The following is a 17,870-nucleotide window of genomic DNA, read 5'->3' as shown; positions in this document are numbered from 1 at the left end:
TAACATTAAATTTTCAAAAAGAAGCATTTTCTTTGCAGCTTTAAATAAAGATTGTAAATTATCGCTAATAGGCTTTATATAGGACTAGCTCAAGCAGAAAAAGGCAGCCGCAGCCCGCCACTTATCATGATAAGGTATATTATGTACACTTCCCCCTCAATATTATATAGATACAGCCCATCGACTCTTTCTCCTCCTGTAAAACAACTTATACATTCTCCTTGTTAATTTACCATCATCTAATACCTCCTCTTTCTCTAATCCAACATACTCATAAACTCCCAACTTCATATTTTTATCAATTAAATAGCAGTATTCGCTATTCCTATTCCCATTCTCATATATATATAAGTCCATTTTGAACTTCCGACATGGCCATCGATCCAATCAGACGGAGTACTTTTTCCAGGCATTCATGGAGATACCCCAAAAATGAGAGAATTGATTTTCGTATATCTTCGCGAGTCACATGAAATCGATTAGCGATCACACTTTTTTTCAGCCAGCCCCAAACTCGTTCCACTGCATGTAAATTCGGAGAATCGGGGGGCAAGAACAACAAGGTCAGACGATCTTCGTTTTCTTTCAAAAATGGCTGAAGCAGTTTGGCATGATGAATACGGGCATTATCGAAAATCATCCCAATATGTTGATGTCCATATCGGGAAAGAACATAGCGAAGAAATTCAAGAAATGCTTGGGCATCACAACGGTCCGTTTCCATACACAAAAATTCTCCGTTTTGGATATGAACACAGCCAAATAAACTCACGGTGGCACGATGGCCATAGGTAAGGATTTGTTTTGTCTTCCTTTTATACTCCGTGTCGCCCGAAGTGCTTGGTAATCACGAATATGACTTTCATCTTCGTATAAAAAGACGAACTCGTCTATAGCGTTTTTTTTATCAGGTCTAGTTGCCGTTTAAAGGTTTCTTGCTTGTTCTGATCTGCACGTTTCAATGTATGCGTAGGCCAATTCCACCTCTGGTCATGGTGACGGAAAAACGGTCTTCAAGGACTTCTTTTAAAATGCGAGTATCCCAGCATGATTCACAGCCGTATCCTTCTTCAGAAAGTGTACTGAATTCCAGGTTTGGCGGACTTCCTGTTCTTCTTCTGGTGACAAATAGGTACGTCTGCCTGGTGCATATTCACGGTGAAGTAAACCTTCCATTCCACCTGTGTTAAATTTTTTCACGTATTCAGAAATGGTTTCACGATGCAGATGAAGAAGTTCAGCTACTTGAATGGCATAATCCCCTTGCATGAGAAGTCGAATGGTCGCTACTCGTCTCGCCATGGATGCTTTCTGAATCGTTTTTTCGTGAGCTTGGAGGCATTCCACCGTCCAGCCATGTGTGTTCTTAATTTGAAGTCCTTTTCCCATCTTTTCTACTCCTTAACTGCTCTTTTTAAGGACATTATGACAAGATTGAATAGGAGTTATACATGTCGGAAAATCTAAATGAATTTATATAGAACTGGATGATAGTAAAATAATGTTAAAGCTATATCTCCGAGAATGGTTATTGGAGTATAAAAAAGATAATGTGAGGAAAAACACTTACATTCTATATGAGCGTAATATTGAAACAAAAATAGATCACTAAGCATGGTTTACCCCTTTTCTTATCCTTGGTTTAGCAGTTGATAAAATGTTGGCTTTTATAAATATTCTTGGTTGCCTTTTCTTAAGACAATAAGCACGAATGAAATTATACTCTATTCCCTTCACGATAATTAGACGATCTGTAATGGCTCCCTTGTTATTCATATACATAATTTCAACAGGTATTTGCTTCTCAAGTGACGACATGAATAATCCCAACATTTTACCAGTTCCTTTATTATCATCACTTTATACGAACGTTTGTTTGATTTCGAGTTGTTTTCGAACATTCGTTTGTATATAATAATAATAAAGGAGATGATTATTTGATAAGAAGTGAACTCTTAATGAATGCGGTGTTAGATGAGCAAGTATTCAAGCAAATCGGTATTGTCGTAATGGATTCCCTTAATTACATACTTCCAGTTCGTATTACCTTCTGGAAGGCAGATAATCTAGTCAATAATATAGGCATTGTTAGCAAAGTAGATAGGCAAATGAAGTATTTAATATTAGATTTATTAAGTGGGGAAATTAGGATTGAACTCGATTGTATAATAGCTGTAGAAAGGTATAACCATGACTAGGATTCCTGATAATGACAGAGAGATTATAGAAACAGCTTTGTATTTACCAATGCTGCTTAAAATACTGGAACGAGATAAAGTTTTGATTGAACAAGGATCTTTTAAAATAAAATCACCCTATGTGGATATAGTTGAGAATGCAATTAAGGCTGTACGGAAGGATTTAAAAATTGCCGGGAACTATTTGCGTAAGGAAAAAATGGAACTAGAAGAAATTAAAAGAGATGCCGATTTCACAATGTACTCATTTATATACAAAGGTGTTGAAGAACATCACACCTACTTCAATCCACGATTAAGGAATAGAACCGAGGAATTGTTGAGGATTTATTTGCAGATTGATTCAACAGGATAAGCCCCTCTCAATTAAGAGAAGGGCTTTTTCAACTATACATGCAGGAGTAGTATTATTTTTCCCTTTCAACTAGAAGAATAAACATAAATTGAGTGTTTTTTGTCCTTACTTTTCTTCTTTTTCAAATTTCTGCAGCCTTGCTTCAAGAGCCTTTATATCAGCTTTACTTTCACCAATTAACTTTAGGAAATTGCTTCGTAGTCTATTAATCACAACAGCAGCCTCTTCCCTCGTGATTGATGCTCCTGGTCTTGCACCGTCAAAGTAACCATTTTCTTGTGCTACTTCCCAATCTATTTTTGCCCAATCGCTGACCTTATTAATATCACGTTCCGCCACTTTTGGTTCCTCCTTTTTGATTAAATTAACTTTTGTTTTGGAGTCAATAGGTATCGTAATCTCGCCTTCGATGCTATAACCAGTTGGCATTACCCACGTTTTCTTGACTTCGAAGTGTGGACGGTCTATGTTTTTTTCCCAATCACCGCCCCATGTAATACCCAATTTGCGCGCGATAGCTCCGACCTTGTTTAATGTGTTGGTATCATACAATGATGCTGGTGGAGCAACAGCAATGTCCCAAGCAAGTCGACCGCTATGGTTGTTGCTACTGCGAGCCCAAGTTACAATCTCTCCAGCCCTTGATCTGCCCTGCTCATAAAGATAATCTTGGCGTGCTTGTGATCGGTATGTCTCCGTGATAAAAATATTTGTTAGACCAGCTTTATAGCATTCCTGGAATAATAACCTACAAGCTAGCTGTGCTGCTGGCAAAAGTTCTGATATGCTCCTGCATGTAGTTGTAACATCCATATAATCATCTCCTTTATATAATAAAAAAAGCCATCCGTGTGGACAGCTTACTTCAACCCTTGTTTTTTCAATGCTTCCTCTTGCTTTTTAGCTTTGTTCGTTAGTACATACTGGTTTTTATAAACACCATACAGAGCTAAAACTAATGGAACAGCAGCAATCAAGAAATTCGTAAATACGTCAATCGTGGTTTCATTAAACCAAGTAATTTCAAGACCTAGTGCTTGAAAAAACAAAAGCAGTGCCCCCAGGACACCGCCAATCATTGCTACATATTGTTTTGCTTTATCCAATTCAACTCTCCCCTTTACTTTCTAATGAGTCAATCCGTTTATGTGCTTGCTTATTACTTTCATCGTTGCGAATAACTTGCTCTGATAGCGCCGTCCAGCGCTGATCACTTGCTTTAAAATCAATTCTAATCGAATCTACAGACTGACTAATCTTGTCTAATTTCGTTCTAATTACCGCCGATTCTGTGGCGTCGTTTTTAACATCCTTATCCCTGTTCCTACTGAATGTTAAGAAACCGATAAGGACCCCTATCACTGTACACAAGATTGAAATACCAACTTGAACCTCCATGTTTCACCCCAATTTTTCAAAATAAAAAAGGACTCAAATGAGCCCTCATGCATAAAAAAACACCTCATGGATGTTTTGTTTACTGCGTATCATCTTCCTGATGTAAAAGAAAAACCTCACTGAAAAAACAGCGAGGTAACAATGTTAGTTATTTTTTCTAATGTTATCTGGGTTTGTTGTATCAATGTTTAAATCAATCGTAACTTTTAAAGTTGGATCATTCGCATCTTCTACAGTAACCAGTAAATGATCTTGGCTAAAAGATAATAGACCAGGATAATTTATATTATCTTCAGTAGTATCTAAGCTAAACTGAATCTGATTGGCTCCTATTACAGTTGCGTATAAACCATTGGAAGGTTGTTCAAAATTCATCGAATCATAATTAGTTTCTCCGCCTGTAAAAGCTACAGAAATTTTACTAGTATTACCGTTTGATAACTGGAAGTCCCAGGGCTTGTTGCAGTCGTTAATTGTGTTTGGTCATTCATTTGCCCATCTGTAACAGTAAGCCCAGTTATTGTTAAAACGTTCGTTGTTTCATTCCAAACATAACTTGCTTGTGGTGCGCTATTCTCGTCTTATACCATTTCTCTATCTAGGTTTTATAACGAGCCTTCACCGTGCAGGCGACTTTCATCGCACACGGCGATCCGTCAGCAGTAGATCTTTAAAACTTATTTCCCCAGGTGAATTATAGTTCATTTGGTCTGCAAATCTCAATATTATTCTTTAATAATTACTATTTATCATCCGGGGATTACATAAAAATAAACCTCATTAGGTGTTTGGTTTGCTACACATCAATTTCCTATTGTTCATTTAGACGTTGTTCAATAGCTAAAATCATATCATCCTCATCTACATTAAAAGCTAATTCACTTGCTTTAAAGCGAAATAATCTGAAATATTTGATGCTTTTGACCAGTTTAGTGAATTTAATTCTCTTATACCTAAACGTGTAAAAGGAATAGGCTGATTAATTTTATTTACGTCTTCTTCAACTTTTGATACAGACTTAAATTCCTCTTTTATTTTTAATAATTCAAATCTTATTCTAAGTAAAGAAGCTCGTTCCTGCTCATTATTTATTTTTATTCTATTAATCTCACCTTGATTAAATTGTTGCTTTGCAACAATTTATGCAACTATTCCTCCTATAATCCCGCTGGAATAATTGCAAAAAAAACCTACCCAAGATCCTTCATCGCCAATTGTTAATTTCCCTCCTGGTATATTTAAAAGTAATCCAAGAAGAATAGGTGTTACAATTATTATTACTGGTATTAAATAAATAAAATTTATCTTTTTAGCCTTTATTTCTTTTTTATCCAACCTAACCCCTCCACATGATTATTATGATATATCTATATAGAATAGGGAATGATTTGAATAAATTTTTTTTAAAAAAAGACACCCATTAAATGAGTGCCTTTCATACTATATAATTATGGACGAACAATACCTTTTCGTAAAGCAAGACTACCAGCAACACCTGGATCTCCTTGCAACATTGGATAACCACCTGTACCTGGATCTTTCATTTTATTCTCGCCCCTTTCTAAAGCGCCTAATAAAGTGTTGCTTATACTAATGTCCCATCTAATACTTTAACATTAGCTTTAGGTTCACCGATGGCTCTATGTAATTGTGTAATAATTTCTTCACGACCTTCTGGAGAATTAGGATCTAATTCGTCATTTACAGTAATGACTTTAAAGCTATCAAATTTATCTGGAACTATTATTTCTCCTACTTGTTTGAATAACCTATACCTCATCCTGATGTTCAAATTAACTCCTCCTTCCCTACTACTTATACTTCAACATAATATTAGTTATTCCTTTTATTAAATTAATTCTTCCCTTGCAAATATCATTTGCTAGGTAGTTTTCTTTAATGTTTTCTTTAGGAATCTCGCTCTAATGAAGGAACTAGATTCACCGTCCTCCATATGGAGTACAGTTGATTATATTCCCTCTAAACTAGACACTCAATTACATATGCGAAACAAGTTTGGAGTATTTTTTTACGAGCGCCTAGTTTACAAAGAACATAAAAAGAGGACACTCAAAACCTAAGTGCCGTCCTTGTAACTTTCTCGATGTTATAAATTTATCATGTCTAAATGCAAACAACACACATTCTTTTACTATTTTTATTTGAAATATTTTCTATTATTTTTATCATTTAACAGTTAGAATAATAAATGTATTATTTAAGAAAGAGGGTTCTCCAATGAAAAGATTGAAATTTGAATTAACAACATTATGGTACTGTCTTTTTTTAGTACCTATTCCAGGAGTACTTGGAATAATTGCAATTAAAGCATTCCACATAGATTTTTCATATTTAGGACCATTCGGCGACTTTTTTGCAGGAACGACAGTACCAATATTGACTTTCATTAGCTTTTTAGCCATCGTTATAACACTAAAAATGCAAAAAGAACAACTTGAAATGCAAGGTAAGCAACTTGAAATGCAAAATGAAGAGTTAAGGAATTCAATTGATGAAATGAAGGCTACTCGAAAAGAATTTGAATTGCAAAATAAAACATTATCCATCCAACGATTTGAAAATACTTTTTTCCAAATGGTCAATCTTCACATTGATATAGTTAATGCCATGGTTTATGAAGATAGTATGAGCTCTAATAAAGTTGGAAGGAACTCGTTTTTTTATTTTTATCAGGCTTTGAACGACTCTTATCGCATTCATGTTAAAAACACCTTTAATAATGATTTTCTAAATAAAAACGAAATTGATAGAGTTAGGATAAACTATCATAGTTTTTTCTTAAAAAATGAAGATCAGCTTGGTCATTATTTTAGGAATCTATATAGAATTGTAAAGTTTATCGACGTATCAGAATTACTCGAACTTGAGGAAAAAAAGACGTACATCGGTATATTGAGAGCGCAACTTTCATCTACAGAGCTAGCATTTCTTCTTTACAACTCATTAGGGTTACATGGGTACAACTTCATGATACTAATGCATAAATATAATTTGTTAGACAATTTAAATAGCAAGATTTTAATCAAAGAAGAACACTTCGACTTATACATGACAGAAGCTAATTTGTATAGTAACGAAGAAGCCATTATGTAATGGCTTCTTTTGTTATAGCTATATTCATATTTAAAGCAACCCTATAAAAAGCTTTCCAGCGAATTTTTGCATAGGTCATCGCGCTAATTGGAGGCTGAAATTTGAAACAATATACCTGATAATCTGTTAAGTAATCCCCATCCTGCGATATATATCGTTCCTCTATTAAAAACCTTTCCATCTTAGGCAGCCGACTCACAGCCCGTTCCAATCGTTCGCAATATTCTTTTCTATATTTTTGTTGATCTGCATTGTATATTGCAATATCTCCAGTCTGGTCATTTATCTGGTTAGTAGGACCATGATAACGAGCCTCAGAACTTACTGTGATTGATGCTTCCCTATCTTCAAAGATTAAGTATTTAAACAACCGGTATTTCTCCAAGGCAACTTCAACGGCTGCTTGTGTAGACTTCCTATCTAATTCTGGTAATTCAAAAGTCATTGTATCCCCCATTTCCCAGGAACACCCCAAGCCTAAGCTCAGGGATTTTACTATTAATCTAGTAGATCCTCATCGTCAAAGCCAGTAGCATCGAACGGATCATCTTCATTTTGCTCTGGTGCATCTTGTACCTGACCTTCTTCCACATCATCAAGGGACATTTGATCGGCAGCCACCTTTGCAGTACCATCCTTCTCAATTGAATATTCAATACCCTCGTGCGCTTCATTGAATTCCTCTATGGACATTTGCGAAGCTTCCAAAAGAAGAGAAACACTTCGGCCAGCATACGGGGGTAAAGCTTGTTCATTTTATCCTCACTATCACCCTTAACATTGAATTTTAATGTAGTTTTCTTGGAGTAGCGCTGTATGGATTTAAATTCAGCGTTGATTTCCCCTACTTTGCTCGTTTCCACATCCAGATAAACAATGGAGCCGGCCATACTAACCAGTTGTTGAGAATGCGGCAACTCATCCCCTTGCACATGAAACTCAAGAACCTCTTTTTTATCATCCTTTTGGATCTTTTTGAACAAAACATTTAATTGAGTTTTTGACATTCTCGTAATCTCCCTTATTAAGCCATCTAAGGCGTTTTAATGTCCACCAATTCATTCAGATTTAAAAATAAAGCAAATTTACCACCATTCTGTGACACCTACTTATGTAGAATCTTGTCGAATGAATCTGTTTCATATTTTTTCGATCTTTCGGAAGTGTTTCGTCGTACTGCGACACTAAATTAATCCTTTCTTATTTCCTTTTTCCCAATGAAATTTCATCTTTTCCATTGTTAAACTCCTCCCTTATCTCACAGTTTTGTCTATTGAATTACAATGAAACTCAAATTTTATAAACTTTTTAAAGCTACTATCATATTAATTATTGGATTTACATAATATTCACTAAAATGGTATAATCCCCAATATATGAAAGGCTGTGAACCACTTGACTAAGAAGAATATCACTTGTTTATCCGCTTTGATTATCCTATTATCACTTCTATTATTGAAGAAGAATCAGGTAACTGTAGTTGTTAATAAAAATTACAATTTCAACTTGCATTCTAAGTAGTGTCAAATAAAGGCTAAATAATAGGATATTTAATTCTACCGTTTCGTCGAACTACGCAGTAACTTTATACATTCTAAATTTCCGATCAATTATTACTCTAAAAAAGAAATTTTGTCGTATTATGATATTTTTTGTCGAGATTTACAAACTAGTTAAAAATTATCCTATAATGTTATTTCGTGCCTTTTTAGGTTTCAATAACAAATCTATAGGAGTTAAGTTATGAAAATAAAGGAATTAATACTTAATGATTTAGAAAATAAAATTAATACATCACGAATTCTTATGATATCTATCGGTACATTAATGGGTCTTAATCATCCTGACACGGTAGTATGCAAATAACCTCTGATGTTTATTCACATATTAGTAAAAAAATCGAACAAGACGAAATGAATAAATTCGAAGAGCATATGAAAAATGTACTTGAATAATTTATTCTTTGGGCAATTCTTGGGCAATTGCTAAAACGCTGATGGAAAAGGCGCAATCTGCCCAAAACAAAAAAGCCCCAACACTAGATGTGTCAAGGCTTCCCACGATTTAATACATGTTCATATATTGTTCGCGTTCCCATGGGTGAACTTGCGTTCTAAACATACTCTAGTCCATAAGAGTGAATCAAGATAGTTTGAAAATGCTTGTTTATCAGTACTTTCGAAAATTAGGGAATCGAATCAAATCTAAATACTTTATGAAAAATCGGGCGTTTGTCGGGTAATTATCGGGCATTTATAACTTATTGACAAGCTTTACTTTGATGCGAATTTTATTGATGGATAAATCTTATGAAGCCCTTAAATCCACATGCCTTTTGCACTTGGTACATTGATACAAGTTAGCTTCAATCTCTTTATGCCTTTTTAGTTTTCTACAAGTCTGGCATGACAGGGTAACGTGTCTAACTGAAAAGTCATTTACTTCAAGTTCGCTATCGTCAGTTTCAAATTCAGTTTCGATTTCGGCATCATCATTATTCGAAAACAAGGCGAATGCAAAGGCTGTACCCATGGCACCTGTGAGGAAGCTTATCCATTCCATACGGTATTACCACCTTTCGTTCAAAACATATAGGAGTTCGCCAGTTTCGTAATCTCTAATCGGCAATACCTTATAGGCAGTGTGGACTGCATGCTCATTTTGGAGATCTGATATCAATCTTGGATTGTTCAAGCTTCTTTCGATAAGTAGTCCTGCAAGCGTGGTCGGCTTCATGTTACAGGCCACAGCTAACTTATTTAATTTCTGATTGAACGCATTCGAAAGTGAAACACCGACTCGGTTTACTTTCTTATTGCCTAAGCCCTTCCCTTCTATCATGTTTAAGCATCCCCTTTCCATTTGTCGTGACAATTACCAACGTCAACCGTGTAACAGTGTTACAGAAGAGATGTAGAAAGAGGAGTAGTATTACTGGCCTATGACAATCTTAATTCCCCCACTTTCTTTCGTGTGGATGATCTTTAATTTCTCTTTTCTTTGCATGTCGGCTGTTATTAACTCTTTGACATAACCACTAAAATTAAAATCGGTTATTAGGTGATCATATGAAAAGTAGAGTGGGAGAGTTAATAAAGGGTAAAGGATTAAGGAAAGCGTTTATAGCCGAACAATTAGGCATAACTGTGCGACAGTTGAGGAAATACGAAACGATGGAGGCGCTAATACCGATGGACAAAGCATTTAAGTTGTCGCGGTTATTAGGTGTAAAAGTAGATGACCTTTACGAATATGATGAATGAATGTGGATTTAGGCATTTACAATCGCCATCCAAAACTGGTAATCTTTTAATGTATCAAATAGGTTATTTTACCTACATATCGAAGGAGGAAATATTGTGAAGAAAATTTTATGTTTATCTTTTTTATTAATACTTGTTTTTGCTCTAACTGCTTGTAATGCTGAAAATTCATCAGGATCCGAAAAAGCAGATGCTCCAAAGAAAGAAAAAACTAATAGTAAATTATTAACCAAAGAAGAGTTTACTAAAATGCTTTCTGATCCTAAAAAATACAAGGGTAGTAAAGTAGATTACTATGGTAGAGTTTTTACTGAACCAGAAAAAGACGATGACGGCACATACCTACAAGTGTTTGCAGAGGATAATAGTGATAAGAATACTATTGTAGCAATTTTGGATCCTAGCTTAGATGTCAAAACAGATGACATTGTACATATTACTGGAACAATAAAGGACATATTTGAAGGAGAAAATCTAATGGGTGGGAAAGTTACAGCACCTGCAATACAAGCTGATAAAATTGAGGTTTCTGATTACGCCACAGCATTTGCACCTGCAATTAAAACAATAGAAATAAATAAAGAGATAGATCAACATGGTTACTTGCTAAAGTTGGATAAAGTTGAAATTGCAGAAAAAGAAACTAGAGCATATGTGACTATTACCAATAACTCAAATGATAGCATTTCATTCTATACTTTCAATACGAAACTCGTTATTGATGGTAAGCAATACGAAGAAAATAATGAATTTAATTATCCAGATATTCAATCAGATATTTTACCTGGAGTAACTACTGAGGGTATTATTGCTTATCCGACTATACCTGAATCAGGAACATTAAAAGTATTTATGGAAGGCTCATCTAATAACTATGAAGTAGACATTAAACCTTTTGAATTTGAGGTTACTTATTAATAATTCAAAGAAGCCCCTCTCAATTAAGAGAAGGGCCTTTTGTATGGAGTTTAATATCTTCTCTACTGGGTAAACTACAAGTAGACTTTGATTGATAAGTCATAAAACTTATCGAGACAATCATCCGAAAGGTGGAACTTTCGGGTGATTTTTTTATTTACTTATCAACTCTAATAAATTCTTCCTTAAACGATTTATTACAATAGCAGCTTCTTCCCTTGTGAAAGGAGATCCCGGTCTTGTACCATCAAAGTAACCATTTGCTATAGCCTCTTCCCAATCCTTTTTCGCCCAATCGCTAACCTTATCAATGTCGCGTTCTGCCACTTTTGGTTCCTCCTTCTTTTCGCTTATTAAAATCTTTCCAGAAATAACATCTTTATAATTCCATGTATCTCCCGGGCAGTTCTTCCATGCATAACCTGGGCATTCTTGATGTCCAAGAGTAATCTTCATGTTTGACAGCACTTTATATAGCTCCTTATTTAATAGATAAAGAGATTGCATTTGCTCTGCTGTTGGCTTCTCTGCTGCACCTTCTTTCCGAAAATCACCTACTAAGCAAGTTCCAATAGACCTCGTATTTATATCACCCGCATGGTAGGTTCTTCGGTCAAGATCATCACACTGATAAATAGTCCCGTCAGGCATGATTACAAAAGCGTACGCAATGCCTGGCCATTTATTTGTATCTATGTGAGTATTGGCAAAAGCTTGTGGAGTGGATCCCTTTAAATGCTGAGCAGTCATGGAGTGATGTACAACATGAGTATCTTTTATAGCAGTACCAACGACTGGGTATCGACCATTACGTCGGATGCTTCCTCGAATATCTTTGTATTTTGGTAGGTCATTAATTGCCATAAACACTAGCTCCTTTCTTTAAAAGCCATCCGTGTGGACAGCTTATTTTAATCCTTGTTTTTTCAATACTTCCTCTTGCTTTTTAGCTTTCTTCGTTAATACATACTGGTTTTTATAAACACCATATAGTGCTAAAACTAATGGAACAGCAGCAATCAAGAAATTCGTAAATGCGTCAATTGTGGTTTCATTAAACCAAGTTATCTCAAAGCCAAGTGCTTGAAAAAACAAAAGCACTGCCCCCAGGACACCGCCAATCATCGCTACATATTGTTTTGCTTTATCCAATTTAAACACTCTCCCTTTCCATGTTGTCCAGCCTCTTATGGGCCTGCTTTGAGCTTTCTTCCACACGAATTACTCGTTCTGATAACTCAGATACCCGCCTTTCATTCGCTTTTATATCAATTCTTATTGACTCAACCCCACTATTGATATTGTCCAACTTTGTTCTTATCACAGCAGATTCTGAAGCACCTGTTTTAACATCCTTATCCCTATTAAGACTGAATGCCAAAAAAGATATTACAGCCCCAATAATCGCACATAGAACCCCGATTTGTACTTCCATTCCTTCACCCCTTTTTCAAAATAAAAAGAGCCCTAAATGGACTCTTACATTGTTTAAAATATTTCATTAATCACCAGTATAAACCGCATCTTCAAATTGTAATTTATAGTCTCTTTGAAGTTTAACTGCACATGCTCCACAGAAATAATTATTTTCTTCTTCGCTGTAGTAAACTATCTGTCCTGTTATAAAATCATCACCATTACATTTTTCACCCAAATCACAATAATTTTGTTTTGTTTTTCTCAATTTTCAGTCCCCCTTTTCTATAACAATTTTTAACCTAGGAGTTTGAATCAATACATAAAAAAAATACACCTCAATGGTGTTATCGATGCTGCATTTTATCTTTCTACTGTTCAATTAATCCTAACCATCGCAACCGATCTTCTAAGTGTTCAGGAAATTCTATAATTATTGATTTGTCATCCTGTACCCAGAACCTAATAAATCCTAAAAGATCTAGTGAATTAGCTACTTTTTGAACCCTTTTTCTTATTCTAGGGATATCTGGATTAGCCATCACATACATACTTTTTTCACTACTATTACTTTTATATTCCATCAATTTCCCAATTTGATTATAGGTATGAACTTTAATTTGCCCCTGACCAAAAACCGTATCACCATCATGGTCATTTCCATGCGAACCTTTGGATTCAACATAAATTTCCCAACCAAATTTTTCTCCTTGAACATCAATACCTCGTTGCTTCCCTTTTAATGGGCTAGGACTGTCAAACTCTTTATGTTTTAGGAATTCCCATACTGAAATATTAACTGTATCTTCATTCATTACAAATGGATCAGGTATCCTCATCTTACTTAATGGCTTCGGCATTCTAATCCCCCTTTTGTTAATATTAACAAAAAAAAGGAGATACGAAAAGCCTACTCAGCGCATGCTTTACATGCAATTGCTCAATATTGCGTATAATCTTCCGATTGTGTATTAAATATTTTTAAACTTTTCATGAAACCTTTTAATTTTACCACATTTACTTCTATATAATAGGTATCAAATGACAAGGAGGAGAATTGTATGTTTGATAAAAATACCTATACAATTAGTGAAATTGATGAAAAACACATACCGTCTGAACAAATTGACCTAGCGAATAAGAACCCCATAACAACTTCAGGTAGAGATAGACAAGGTTATTCAATCCAAATTAATGAGTTTGCACTTGAACCGATTCCTACCAATGTTCATTGGGGATTGCTTGAAGCTAGGTTATCTGGTTGTAATTACTTAATAAAAAATCTGAATTATAAACCCAACTCTATATTCAAAAGCATATGTTACACTGGCGACAGAGAAATTGATCCACAAGAATGCTATTTTCAAGTTGTCAAAAGATAAAGAAAGAGGGGTTTATCCCCTCATTTAAAAATAAAAAAAGCCTACTCAATGTACGCTTGGTCAGTAATTTCCGTATATTGTTCTTTTGTAATCATGTTTGCCTTTACGAAAACCTTCAAATTCTCGTTATCGTAAGATGGATGTTTTGTATCATAGTACCTTTTAATTGTAGTAAACCACATTATAGATTACCTCCCATTTTTAGCGTCGCAATTTCCATTAACATTTCACCTTGATTAATTTCCAACTCTACAATCCGAGCTTTATCATTAGCACTTTCTAAAAGGATCATCCCTAGGTCTTGCTGTAACTGTTCAATTTCTTCATCTTTGGTTACTGGTTTTAATTCTGGGTATTCAACAATCACATCATTTTCTAATTTAAACCATCCACCAATCACTTCCATCGGTAATGATTCTGCCTCATATTCTATATAATTACCAAAAGGATATGTGATAGCATCAGTTATTCTCCCATCAGGTTGTACTTGTAGATAATACTTCACATTTGATTGCCCCTCGCTATATTAATTTAAATGGTAATGTTTTTATTTTCTTATTAGCTGCATTTGCAATGTCAGTTACTAGTGCTACACCAAAATTTATATAATTGGGATAATATAACTCAGAAATACTTCTGTATTTGTGTATAAAATCACCTAAAATATCAGCTTTATACATTGTGACGAATGGCGCTGCGGTATGAGGCACCGCTATATATGGATTCAAGTTAGCAAATCTCAAACCACCACCGTCCGATATTGGCGCTCCTGTTGGTATATCCGTAGGGGTGGCTAATTTTGTAAAATTATCACCATCTCTCTTGTATAGCCGAATATAAGGCGATTGCGTACTAGACAACCCTAAATATACATCGTCAGAACTGAAATCCACGCCGACGGAAGAACCAGTTGGGGATAATGGTAGAATTCCCAAATAAGTGTATGAGTCACCACTTCTTTTGTATACTCTGTTAGACACACTACCAGTTGCACCATGAGCGACTACTAAATAAGTTCCGTCATTACTATATGAAGCGTCATATACCGAACTACCCGGTAGTGTGGGTAAATTGGCTAGCTTAGTAAACGTATCATCTCTATTGTTTTTATAGATTGTTAAGTTTGGAGAGTTTTGATGTCCTATAACAAAATGTTCCCCATCTGGCGACCATGTGTGATTATAGATATACTGTGACGTTGGTAGAGTGGGGAGATTTGCTAATTTTACAAAAGTGTTATCAGCCTTATTTCTCTTAAACATGTGTACCCCACTACCTTGATAGGCACTTGTGTTGAAACATAAATAAACACCATCCGGACTCCATGAAGCGAATCTAATATAATAACTTATCGAATTGAAGGCAGCTGTGTCTAACTTAATAAATACGTCACCGACTCTTTGATAAACTATTGGGATGTATCCATCACCAGGTTGTGGAACTGCTAAAAGTTGACCATCTGGACTAAATTCAGGATTATGCACAGATGTTGTTGGTGCCACGCTTGGGTCTGGTAACGGAATGTAAGAATCGCCACTTTTTTTAAATAGTTTCAAATATGGAGCAACGTTGATACCCACAGCAAGGTAGTTGTCATCTGGACTGAACGATGCGCCCCTAGAGCTTCCTGAGTTCACAGGGAGTGTTAAATCCGTCATTTTCACTGGTGTATCAAAACCGAAATACCTACGTGTAGTTACGAGGTCTCCTCTATTCAGCGCTTCTATATATGTTCCATACGCTTCACCAACTCCATTGATTTCCAGACCTCCACCGCCACCAAAACCATGCAATAATTCAATGTCCATTAAACAAGCACCTCACTTACTAACGTACCAGAACCATCATAAGTTCTACTATAAACCTTTTGTCTATAGATAGTAGTACCATCATTTTCATACCATGTTGCTGTTCTTGTCGTATACAACGGCGCTATCCCACTACTAAGAACACTTTTTAGATAAAGAGTGCCATTTGCTCTTTTTAATTCTACTGTTGTAAATATCCCATCAGGATCTTTCCCAGATTTATACATTGAATATTCTCTCATCTCAGTGTCTGTCTGAGCCAAATCATCAATTTGATTCTGCAAATTACCCGCGGCGTTTGTGTCTAGTATGTCACGAATACTTTGGAACCATTGGTCAAAATCTGCTTCTTTTCCGGTTTTCATATTGTTGAACCAGGATTGATACTGATTAAAAATTGTAGTGGTATCCACTTGATCTACGGTACTGTGAACCATTCCACATAAATCTTTATTAAGACGTAAATCAGTAATATTTGCTTGGAGAATCGATATAGATCCTTTGCTAATATAAATATCAGCCAATGCTAATTCATAGGCATCTGCATCCCGTTGTAATTGTGGTGCCACAGGACTTGACGCAAATGATCCCTTTTTTACGAGGGGGGTAATCATTCTGTTTAAATAATCTAAACGAAGTACGATCCTGTCAATTCGATTTAGAACACCATCAGCAACACCAATGGTTAATGTAAAATCAGCATCATTTGTAATATAGTAACCCTTTATCCATGCTTTTCCGGCTTTTAAAGATACAGTCATATCCCCATTTGTTACAACTTGAAATCCTGTAGAGGGATTTGGGAAAACACCATTTGATATAAAGGTAGCGAAATAAGAGGCAAAATCATCTGCTTTATATTTTCGATCTCCATTCACGCTGTTGAAAATCCCACTTTTGATGGTCATTTTTTCACCGCCCTTTTTACTTTTTCTATGAAGCTAGGAATATTCGAACCAAAGTTCAATTGAATGGTTTCCCCTTGCTTGTTTTCCTTTTCTATAACCGACATAATCCTAGTGTGAAGAATAATCCCTAAATCATCATTACGTGTACTAACCTTATCCCCCATCGAATAATCCAATCCGTATATATAATTCCCTTGTGGGTCTACGTCACTTTCAAAGGTCTTTATCCCTTGATGCTCAGATAATGTATTTTTGCCCTTCTCTGTAAGTAGTGATTGATATTCAGCCTCTGTAAGATTTATTTGGTTGTTTTTATCATCCGTATAGGATTTCCTAATATCAGTAGCTTCAACTACCATTTCTTTTCTGTTAAATCCTGATTGATCATCATTCACAGTGATGATGGATTGTGGCTTCCCTTCCACAGTTTCACCTAGCACGATGGCTGTTGTTCTATGGTCTTTATTGCTTTCCGTATAGTGCTGCTTCAAAACGTTATCAAATTCTTTAGCAAAAGTAACATGAGCATGATTAGATTGGACTGTACTTCTATCTACACCTTGCCATACATCAAATACGAATTTCTTATTCTCATGATCAAGGAAGATATCAAATGACACATCATGTTTTTTGCATAATTCATACAGGTATTCATCTAATGGGACATTGACTGCTCCCTCTGTGGTTTCAATAGGAATCCCTCTGTTTGAAGCAATAACAAGATTAGGAATCATCCTATTTGGATTTGTTGGACTTACGGCATTCACCTGGACAAAAGACTTCATCACGTTTTCAATAGTTCCTGTAAACTCCTGTTGCCCTAGTACTAGACGATCATTTAGGATGAGATTCATCGAATATGCGATGATTTTTAATTCTGTGGATGCCTCATCTAGATACTCCCTGGTCTTTATGATGTAACCCCTTGTGATATCGGCTGTTTTTGTAATAATGTGGTCTATTTGCAAGAGGTCTGCATAATCTTTGGTTCCATCCACAGTGAGGCGACAGTCACTCAGTGTATCATAATTAAGGGTGAGATCAGTCGCAATAAAACCATCGATGATTCCTAAACGGTTAAAATTTATGTCAAACACATAAAACTCCACC

General features: G+C 35.5%; 27 protein-coding genes and 2 pseudogenes. 6 read left to right on the top strand and 23 right to left on the bottom strand.

Annotation, left to right across the window (positions count from 1 at the left end):
* Positions 1 to 337: 337 nt before the first annotated feature.
* From AC625_RS08600 to AC625_RS08590, 3 genes and pseudogenes are all read right to left on the bottom strand, one after another.
* Positions 338 to 805, bottom strand: a pseudogene (locus AC625_RS08600) (IS630 family transposase); the annotation flags it as partial.
* A gap of 221 nt (positions 806 to 1,026) precedes the next feature.
* On the bottom strand, positions 1,027 to 1,389 hold the full coding sequence (locus AC625_RS08595) for a helix-turn-helix domain-containing protein (RefSeq protein WP_218971216.1): 363 nt from the start codon (positions 1,387 to 1,389) through the stop codon (positions 1,027 to 1,029).
* A gap of 219 nt (positions 1,390 to 1,608) precedes the next feature.
* Entirely contained in the window at positions 1,609 to 1,833 is a 225-nt protein-coding gene (locus tag AC625_RS08590) for a hypothetical protein (protein WP_049680927.1), read from the bottom strand.
* Positions 1,834 to 1,937: 104 nt separating this feature from the next.
* Here AC625_RS08590 and AC625_RS08585 point away from each other — a divergent pair, with 104 nt between their 5' ends.
* Positions 1,938 to 2,198 (top strand): YolD-like family protein, encoded by a 261-nt coding sequence (locus AC625_RS08585; protein ID WP_049680926.1) that lies wholly within the window; start codon positions 1,938 to 1,940, stop codon positions 2,196 to 2,198.
* Positions 2,191 to 2,553, top strand: a complete 363-nt coding sequence (locus AC625_RS08580; RefSeq protein WP_049680925.1) for a YhjD family protein — start codon at positions 2,191 to 2,193, stop codon at positions 2,551 to 2,553. Before AC625_RS08585 ends, AC625_RS08580 begins: the two co-directional genes overlap by 8 nt.
* A 105-nt stretch (positions 2,554 to 2,658) precedes the next feature.
* On the opposite strand, the gene AC625_RS08575 is transcribed toward AC625_RS08580, so the two are convergent.
* The 6 genes from AC625_RS08575 to AC625_RS08550 all read right to left on the bottom strand — a co-directional run bounded on the left by AC625_RS08575 (position 2,659) and on the right by AC625_RS08550 (position 5,743).
* Positions 2,659 to 3,366 carry a M15 family metallopeptidase gene (locus AC625_RS08575; protein WP_049680924.1) on the bottom strand — a complete coding sequence of 236 codons (708 nt, stop codon included), beginning with the start codon at positions 3,364 to 3,366 and terminating at the stop codon, positions 2,659 to 2,661.
* A gap of 47 nt (positions 3,367 to 3,413) precedes the next feature.
* The gene (locus AC625_RS08570) at positions 3,414 to 3,659 is read right to left on the bottom strand and encodes a phage holin (RefSeq protein ID WP_245644955.1); all 246 of its coding nucleotides are present in this window, start codon (positions 3,657 to 3,659) and stop codon (positions 3,414 to 3,416) included.
* 1 nt (position 3,660) lies between these two features.
* Positions 3,661 to 3,951 (bottom strand): hypothetical protein, encoded by a 291-nt coding sequence (locus tag AC625_RS08565; protein ID WP_049680923.1) that lies wholly within the window; start codon positions 3,949 to 3,951, stop codon positions 3,661 to 3,663.
* 144 nt (positions 3,952 to 4,095) lie between these two features.
* Positions 4,096 to 4,326 carry a hypothetical protein gene (locus AC625_RS08560; RefSeq protein WP_049680922.1) on the bottom strand — a complete coding sequence of 77 codons (231 nt, stop codon included), beginning with the start codon at positions 4,324 to 4,326 and terminating at the stop codon, positions 4,096 to 4,098.
* Between the two features lie 765 nt (positions 4,327 to 5,091).
* Positions 5,092 to 5,286, bottom strand: a complete 195-nt coding sequence (locus AC625_RS08555; RefSeq protein WP_049680921.1) for a hypothetical protein — start codon at positions 5,284 to 5,286, stop codon at positions 5,092 to 5,094.
* 250 nt (positions 5,287 to 5,536) lie between these two features.
* Complete coding sequence (locus AC625_RS08550) at positions 5,537 to 5,743, bottom strand: hypothetical protein (protein ID WP_049680920.1); 207 nt, start codon at positions 5,741 to 5,743, stop codon at positions 5,537 to 5,539.
* A 446-nt stretch (positions 5,744 to 6,189) separates the two neighbouring features.
* Between AC625_RS08550 and AC625_RS08545 the strand changes: the two genes are divergently transcribed.
* Positions 6,190 to 7,065, top strand: coding sequence for a putative phage abortive infection protein (locus AC625_RS08545; RefSeq protein ID WP_049680919.1), 876 nt, complete (start codon positions 6,190 to 6,192; stop codon positions 7,063 to 7,065).
* On the opposite strand, the gene AC625_RS08540 is transcribed toward AC625_RS08545, so the two are convergent.
* The 4 genes and pseudogenes from AC625_RS08540 to AC625_RS08525 form a co-directional block, all read right to left on the bottom strand.
* Positions 7,058 to 7,510, bottom strand: a complete 453-nt coding sequence (locus AC625_RS08540; RefSeq protein ID WP_049680918.1) for an ArpU family phage packaging/lysis transcriptional regulator — start codon at positions 7,508 to 7,510, stop codon at positions 7,058 to 7,060. The two genes, AC625_RS08545 and AC625_RS08540, sit on opposite strands and share 8 nt — an antisense overlap.
* A 140-nt stretch (positions 7,511 to 7,650) precedes the next feature.
* Positions 7,651 to 8,072, bottom strand: a pseudogene (locus AC625_RS08535) (hypothetical protein); the annotation flags it as partial.
* 1,300 nt (positions 8,073 to 9,372) lie between these two features.
* Positions 9,373 to 9,627 (bottom strand): hypothetical protein, encoded by a 255-nt coding sequence (locus AC625_RS08530; RefSeq protein WP_049680917.1) that lies wholly within the window; start codon positions 9,625 to 9,627, stop codon positions 9,373 to 9,375.
* A 6-nt stretch (positions 9,628 to 9,633) separates the two neighbouring features.
* On the bottom strand, positions 9,634 to 9,906 hold the full coding sequence (locus AC625_RS08525; protein WP_049680916.1) for a hypothetical protein: 273 nt from the start codon (positions 9,904 to 9,906) through the stop codon (positions 9,634 to 9,636).
* A gap of 227 nt (positions 9,907 to 10,133) precedes the next feature.
* Here AC625_RS08525 and AC625_RS08520 point away from each other — a divergent pair, with 227 nt between their 5' ends.
* Together AC625_RS08520 and AC625_RS08515 are read left to right on the top strand one after the other, a co-directional pair.
* Entirely contained in the window at positions 10,134 to 10,328 is a 195-nt protein-coding gene (locus AC625_RS08520; protein WP_049680915.1) for a helix-turn-helix transcriptional regulator, read from the top strand.
* Between the two features lie 96 nt (positions 10,329 to 10,424).
* A complete protein-coding gene (locus AC625_RS08515; RefSeq protein WP_049680914.1) occupies positions 10,425 to 11,246 on the top strand; it encodes a hypothetical protein in 822 nt (273 codons plus the stop codon).
* Between the two features lie 153 nt (positions 11,247 to 11,399).
* Here the strand turns inward: AC625_RS08515 and AC625_RS25070 are convergent, their stop codons facing one another.
* The 5 genes from AC625_RS25070 to AC625_RS08490 form a co-directional block, all read right to left on the bottom strand.
* Positions 11,400 to 12,110: a peptidoglycan recognition protein family protein gene (locus AC625_RS25070; protein ID WP_053178034.1), complete on the bottom strand. Its 711-nt coding sequence runs from the start codon at positions 12,108 to 12,110 to the stop codon at positions 11,400 to 11,402.
* A gap of 42 nt (positions 12,111 to 12,152) precedes the next feature.
* Complete coding sequence (locus AC625_RS08505) at positions 12,153 to 12,398, bottom strand: phage holin (protein ID WP_245644953.1); 246 nt, start codon at positions 12,396 to 12,398, stop codon at positions 12,153 to 12,155.
* A gap of 1 nt (position 12,399) precedes the next feature.
* Positions 12,400 to 12,681, bottom strand: a complete 282-nt coding sequence (locus AC625_RS08500) for a hypothetical protein (RefSeq protein WP_049680913.1) — start codon at positions 12,679 to 12,681, stop codon at positions 12,400 to 12,402.
* A 66-nt stretch (positions 12,682 to 12,747) separates the two neighbouring features.
* The gene (locus AC625_RS08495) at positions 12,748 to 12,930 is read right to left on the bottom strand and encodes a hypothetical protein (RefSeq protein WP_049680912.1); all 183 of its coding nucleotides are present in this window, start codon (positions 12,928 to 12,930) and stop codon (positions 12,748 to 12,750) included.
* A gap of 103 nt (positions 12,931 to 13,033) precedes the next feature.
* Positions 13,034 to 13,522 (bottom strand): hypothetical protein, encoded by a 489-nt coding sequence (locus AC625_RS08490; RefSeq protein WP_049680911.1) that lies wholly within the window; start codon positions 13,520 to 13,522, stop codon positions 13,034 to 13,036.
* Positions 13,523 to 13,723: 201 nt separating this feature from the next.
* On the opposite strand from AC625_RS08490, the gene AC625_RS08485 reads away from it, so the two are divergent.
* A complete protein-coding gene (locus AC625_RS08485) occupies positions 13,724 to 14,044 on the top strand; it encodes a hypothetical protein (protein WP_049680910.1) in 321 nt (106 codons plus the stop codon).
* 41 nt (positions 14,045 to 14,085) lie between these two features.
* Here AC625_RS08485 and AC625_RS25550 read toward each other — a convergent pair whose 3' ends face one another.
* The 5 genes from AC625_RS25550 to AC625_RS08465 are packed head-to-tail and all read right to left on the bottom strand — an operon-like array spanning position 14,086 to position 17,857.
* Positions 14,086 to 14,226, bottom strand: a complete 141-nt coding sequence (locus tag AC625_RS25550) for an XkdX family protein (RefSeq protein WP_082190986.1) — start codon at positions 14,224 to 14,226, stop codon at positions 14,086 to 14,088.
* The gene (locus AC625_RS08480) at positions 14,226 to 14,549 is read right to left on the bottom strand and encodes a hypothetical protein (protein WP_049680909.1); all 324 of its coding nucleotides are present in this window, start codon (positions 14,547 to 14,549) and stop codon (positions 14,226 to 14,228) included. Before AC625_RS08480 ends, AC625_RS25550 begins: the two co-directional genes overlap by 1 nt.
* Before the next feature lie 16 nt (positions 14,550 to 14,565).
* Positions 14,566 to 15,852: a WD40 repeat domain-containing protein gene (locus AC625_RS08475; protein ID WP_049680908.1), complete on the bottom strand. Its 1,287-nt coding sequence runs from the start codon at positions 15,850 to 15,852 to the stop codon at positions 14,566 to 14,568.
* Positions 15,852 to 16,760 (bottom strand): hypothetical protein, encoded by a 909-nt coding sequence (locus tag AC625_RS08470; RefSeq protein ID WP_053178033.1) that lies wholly within the window; start codon positions 16,758 to 16,760, stop codon positions 15,852 to 15,854. The genes AC625_RS08475 and AC625_RS08470 overlap by 1 nt, the downstream gene beginning before the upstream one ends.
* Positions 16,757 to 17,857: a siphovirus ReqiPepy6 Gp37-like family protein gene (locus AC625_RS08465; protein ID WP_180320077.1), complete on the bottom strand. Its 1,101-nt coding sequence runs from the start codon at positions 17,855 to 17,857 to the stop codon at positions 16,757 to 16,759. Before AC625_RS08465 ends, AC625_RS08470 begins: the two co-directional genes overlap by 4 nt.
* Between the last annotated feature and the right edge of the window lie 13 nt (positions 17,858 to 17,870).

Origin of the sequence: Peribacillus loiseleuriae (genome assembly GCF_001183985.1) — a bacterium.
GTDB lineage: Bacteria > Bacillota > Bacilli > Bacillales > DSM-1321 > Peribacillus > Peribacillus loiseleuriae.
This window is presented reverse-complemented; position numbering and strand designations above follow the sequence as displayed.

What these genes read in the sequence shown, in the direction of transcription:
- AC625_RS08595 (WP_218971216.1), bottom strand. Translation starts at nt 1,389, where the DNA reads ATGGGAAAAGGACTTCAAATTAAGAACACACATGGCTGGACGGTGGAA.
- AC625_RS08590 (WP_049680927.1), bottom strand. Translation starts at nt 1,833, where the DNA reads ATGTTGGGATTATTCATGTCGTCACTTGAGAAGCAAATACCTGTTGAA.
- AC625_RS08580 (WP_049680925.1), top strand. Translation starts at nt 2,191, where the DNA reads ATGACTAGGATTCCTGATAATGACAGAGAGATTATAGAAACAGCTTTG.
- AC625_RS08575 (WP_049680924.1), bottom strand. Translation starts at nt 3,366, where the DNA reads ATGGATGTTACAACTACATGCAGGAGCATATCAGAACTTTTGCCAGCA.
- AC625_RS08565 (WP_049680923.1), bottom strand. Translation starts at nt 3,951, where the DNA reads ATGGAGGTTCAAGTTGGTATTTCAATCTTGTGTACAGTGATAGGGGTC.
- AC625_RS08560 (WP_049680922.1), bottom strand. Translation starts at nt 4,326, where the DNA reads ATGAATTTTGAACAACCTTCCAATGGTTTATACGCAACTGTAATAGGA.
- AC625_RS08545 (WP_049680919.1), top strand. Translation starts at nt 6,190, where the DNA reads ATGAAAAGATTGAAATTTGAATTAACAACATTATGGTACTGTCTTTTT.
- AC625_RS08540 (WP_049680918.1), bottom strand. Translation starts at nt 7,510, where the DNA reads ATGACTTTTGAATTACCAGAATTAGATAGGAAGTCTACACAAGCAGCC.
- AC625_RS08530 (WP_049680917.1), bottom strand. Translation starts at nt 9,627, where the DNA reads ATGGAATGGATAAGCTTCCTCACAGGTGCCATGGGTACAGCCTTTGCA.
- AC625_RS08525 (WP_049680916.1), bottom strand. Translation starts at nt 9,906, where the DNA reads ATGATAGAAGGGAAGGGCTTAGGCAATAAGAAAGTAAACCGAGTCGGT.
- AC625_RS08520 (WP_049680915.1), top strand. Translation starts at nt 10,134, where the DNA reads ATGAAAAGTAGAGTGGGAGAGTTAATAAAGGGTAAAGGATTAAGGAAA.
- AC625_RS25070 (WP_053178034.1), bottom strand. Translation starts at nt 12,110, where the DNA reads ATGGCAATTAATGACCTACCAAAATACAAAGATATTCGAGGAAGCATC.
- AC625_RS08500 (WP_049680913.1), bottom strand. Translation starts at nt 12,681, where the DNA reads ATGGAAGTACAAATCGGGGTTCTATGTGCGATTATTGGGGCTGTAATA.
- AC625_RS08490 (WP_049680911.1), bottom strand. Translation starts at nt 13,522, where the DNA reads ATGCCGAAGCCATTAAGTAAGATGAGGATACCTGATCCATTTGTAATG.
- AC625_RS08485 (WP_049680910.1), top strand. Translation starts at nt 13,724, where the DNA reads ATGTTTGATAAAAATACCTATACAATTAGTGAAATTGATGAAAAACAC.
- AC625_RS25550 (WP_082190986.1), bottom strand. Translation starts at nt 14,226, where the DNA reads ATGTGGTTTACTACAATTAAAAGGTACTATGATACAAAACATCCATCT.
- AC625_RS08475 (WP_049680908.1), bottom strand. Translation starts at nt 15,852, where the DNA reads ATGGACATTGAATTATTGCATGGTTTTGGTGGCGGTGGAGGTCTGGAA.
- AC625_RS08470 (WP_053178033.1), bottom strand. Translation starts at nt 16,760, where the DNA reads ATGACCATCAAAAGTGGGATTTTCAACAGCGTGAATGGAGATCGAAAA.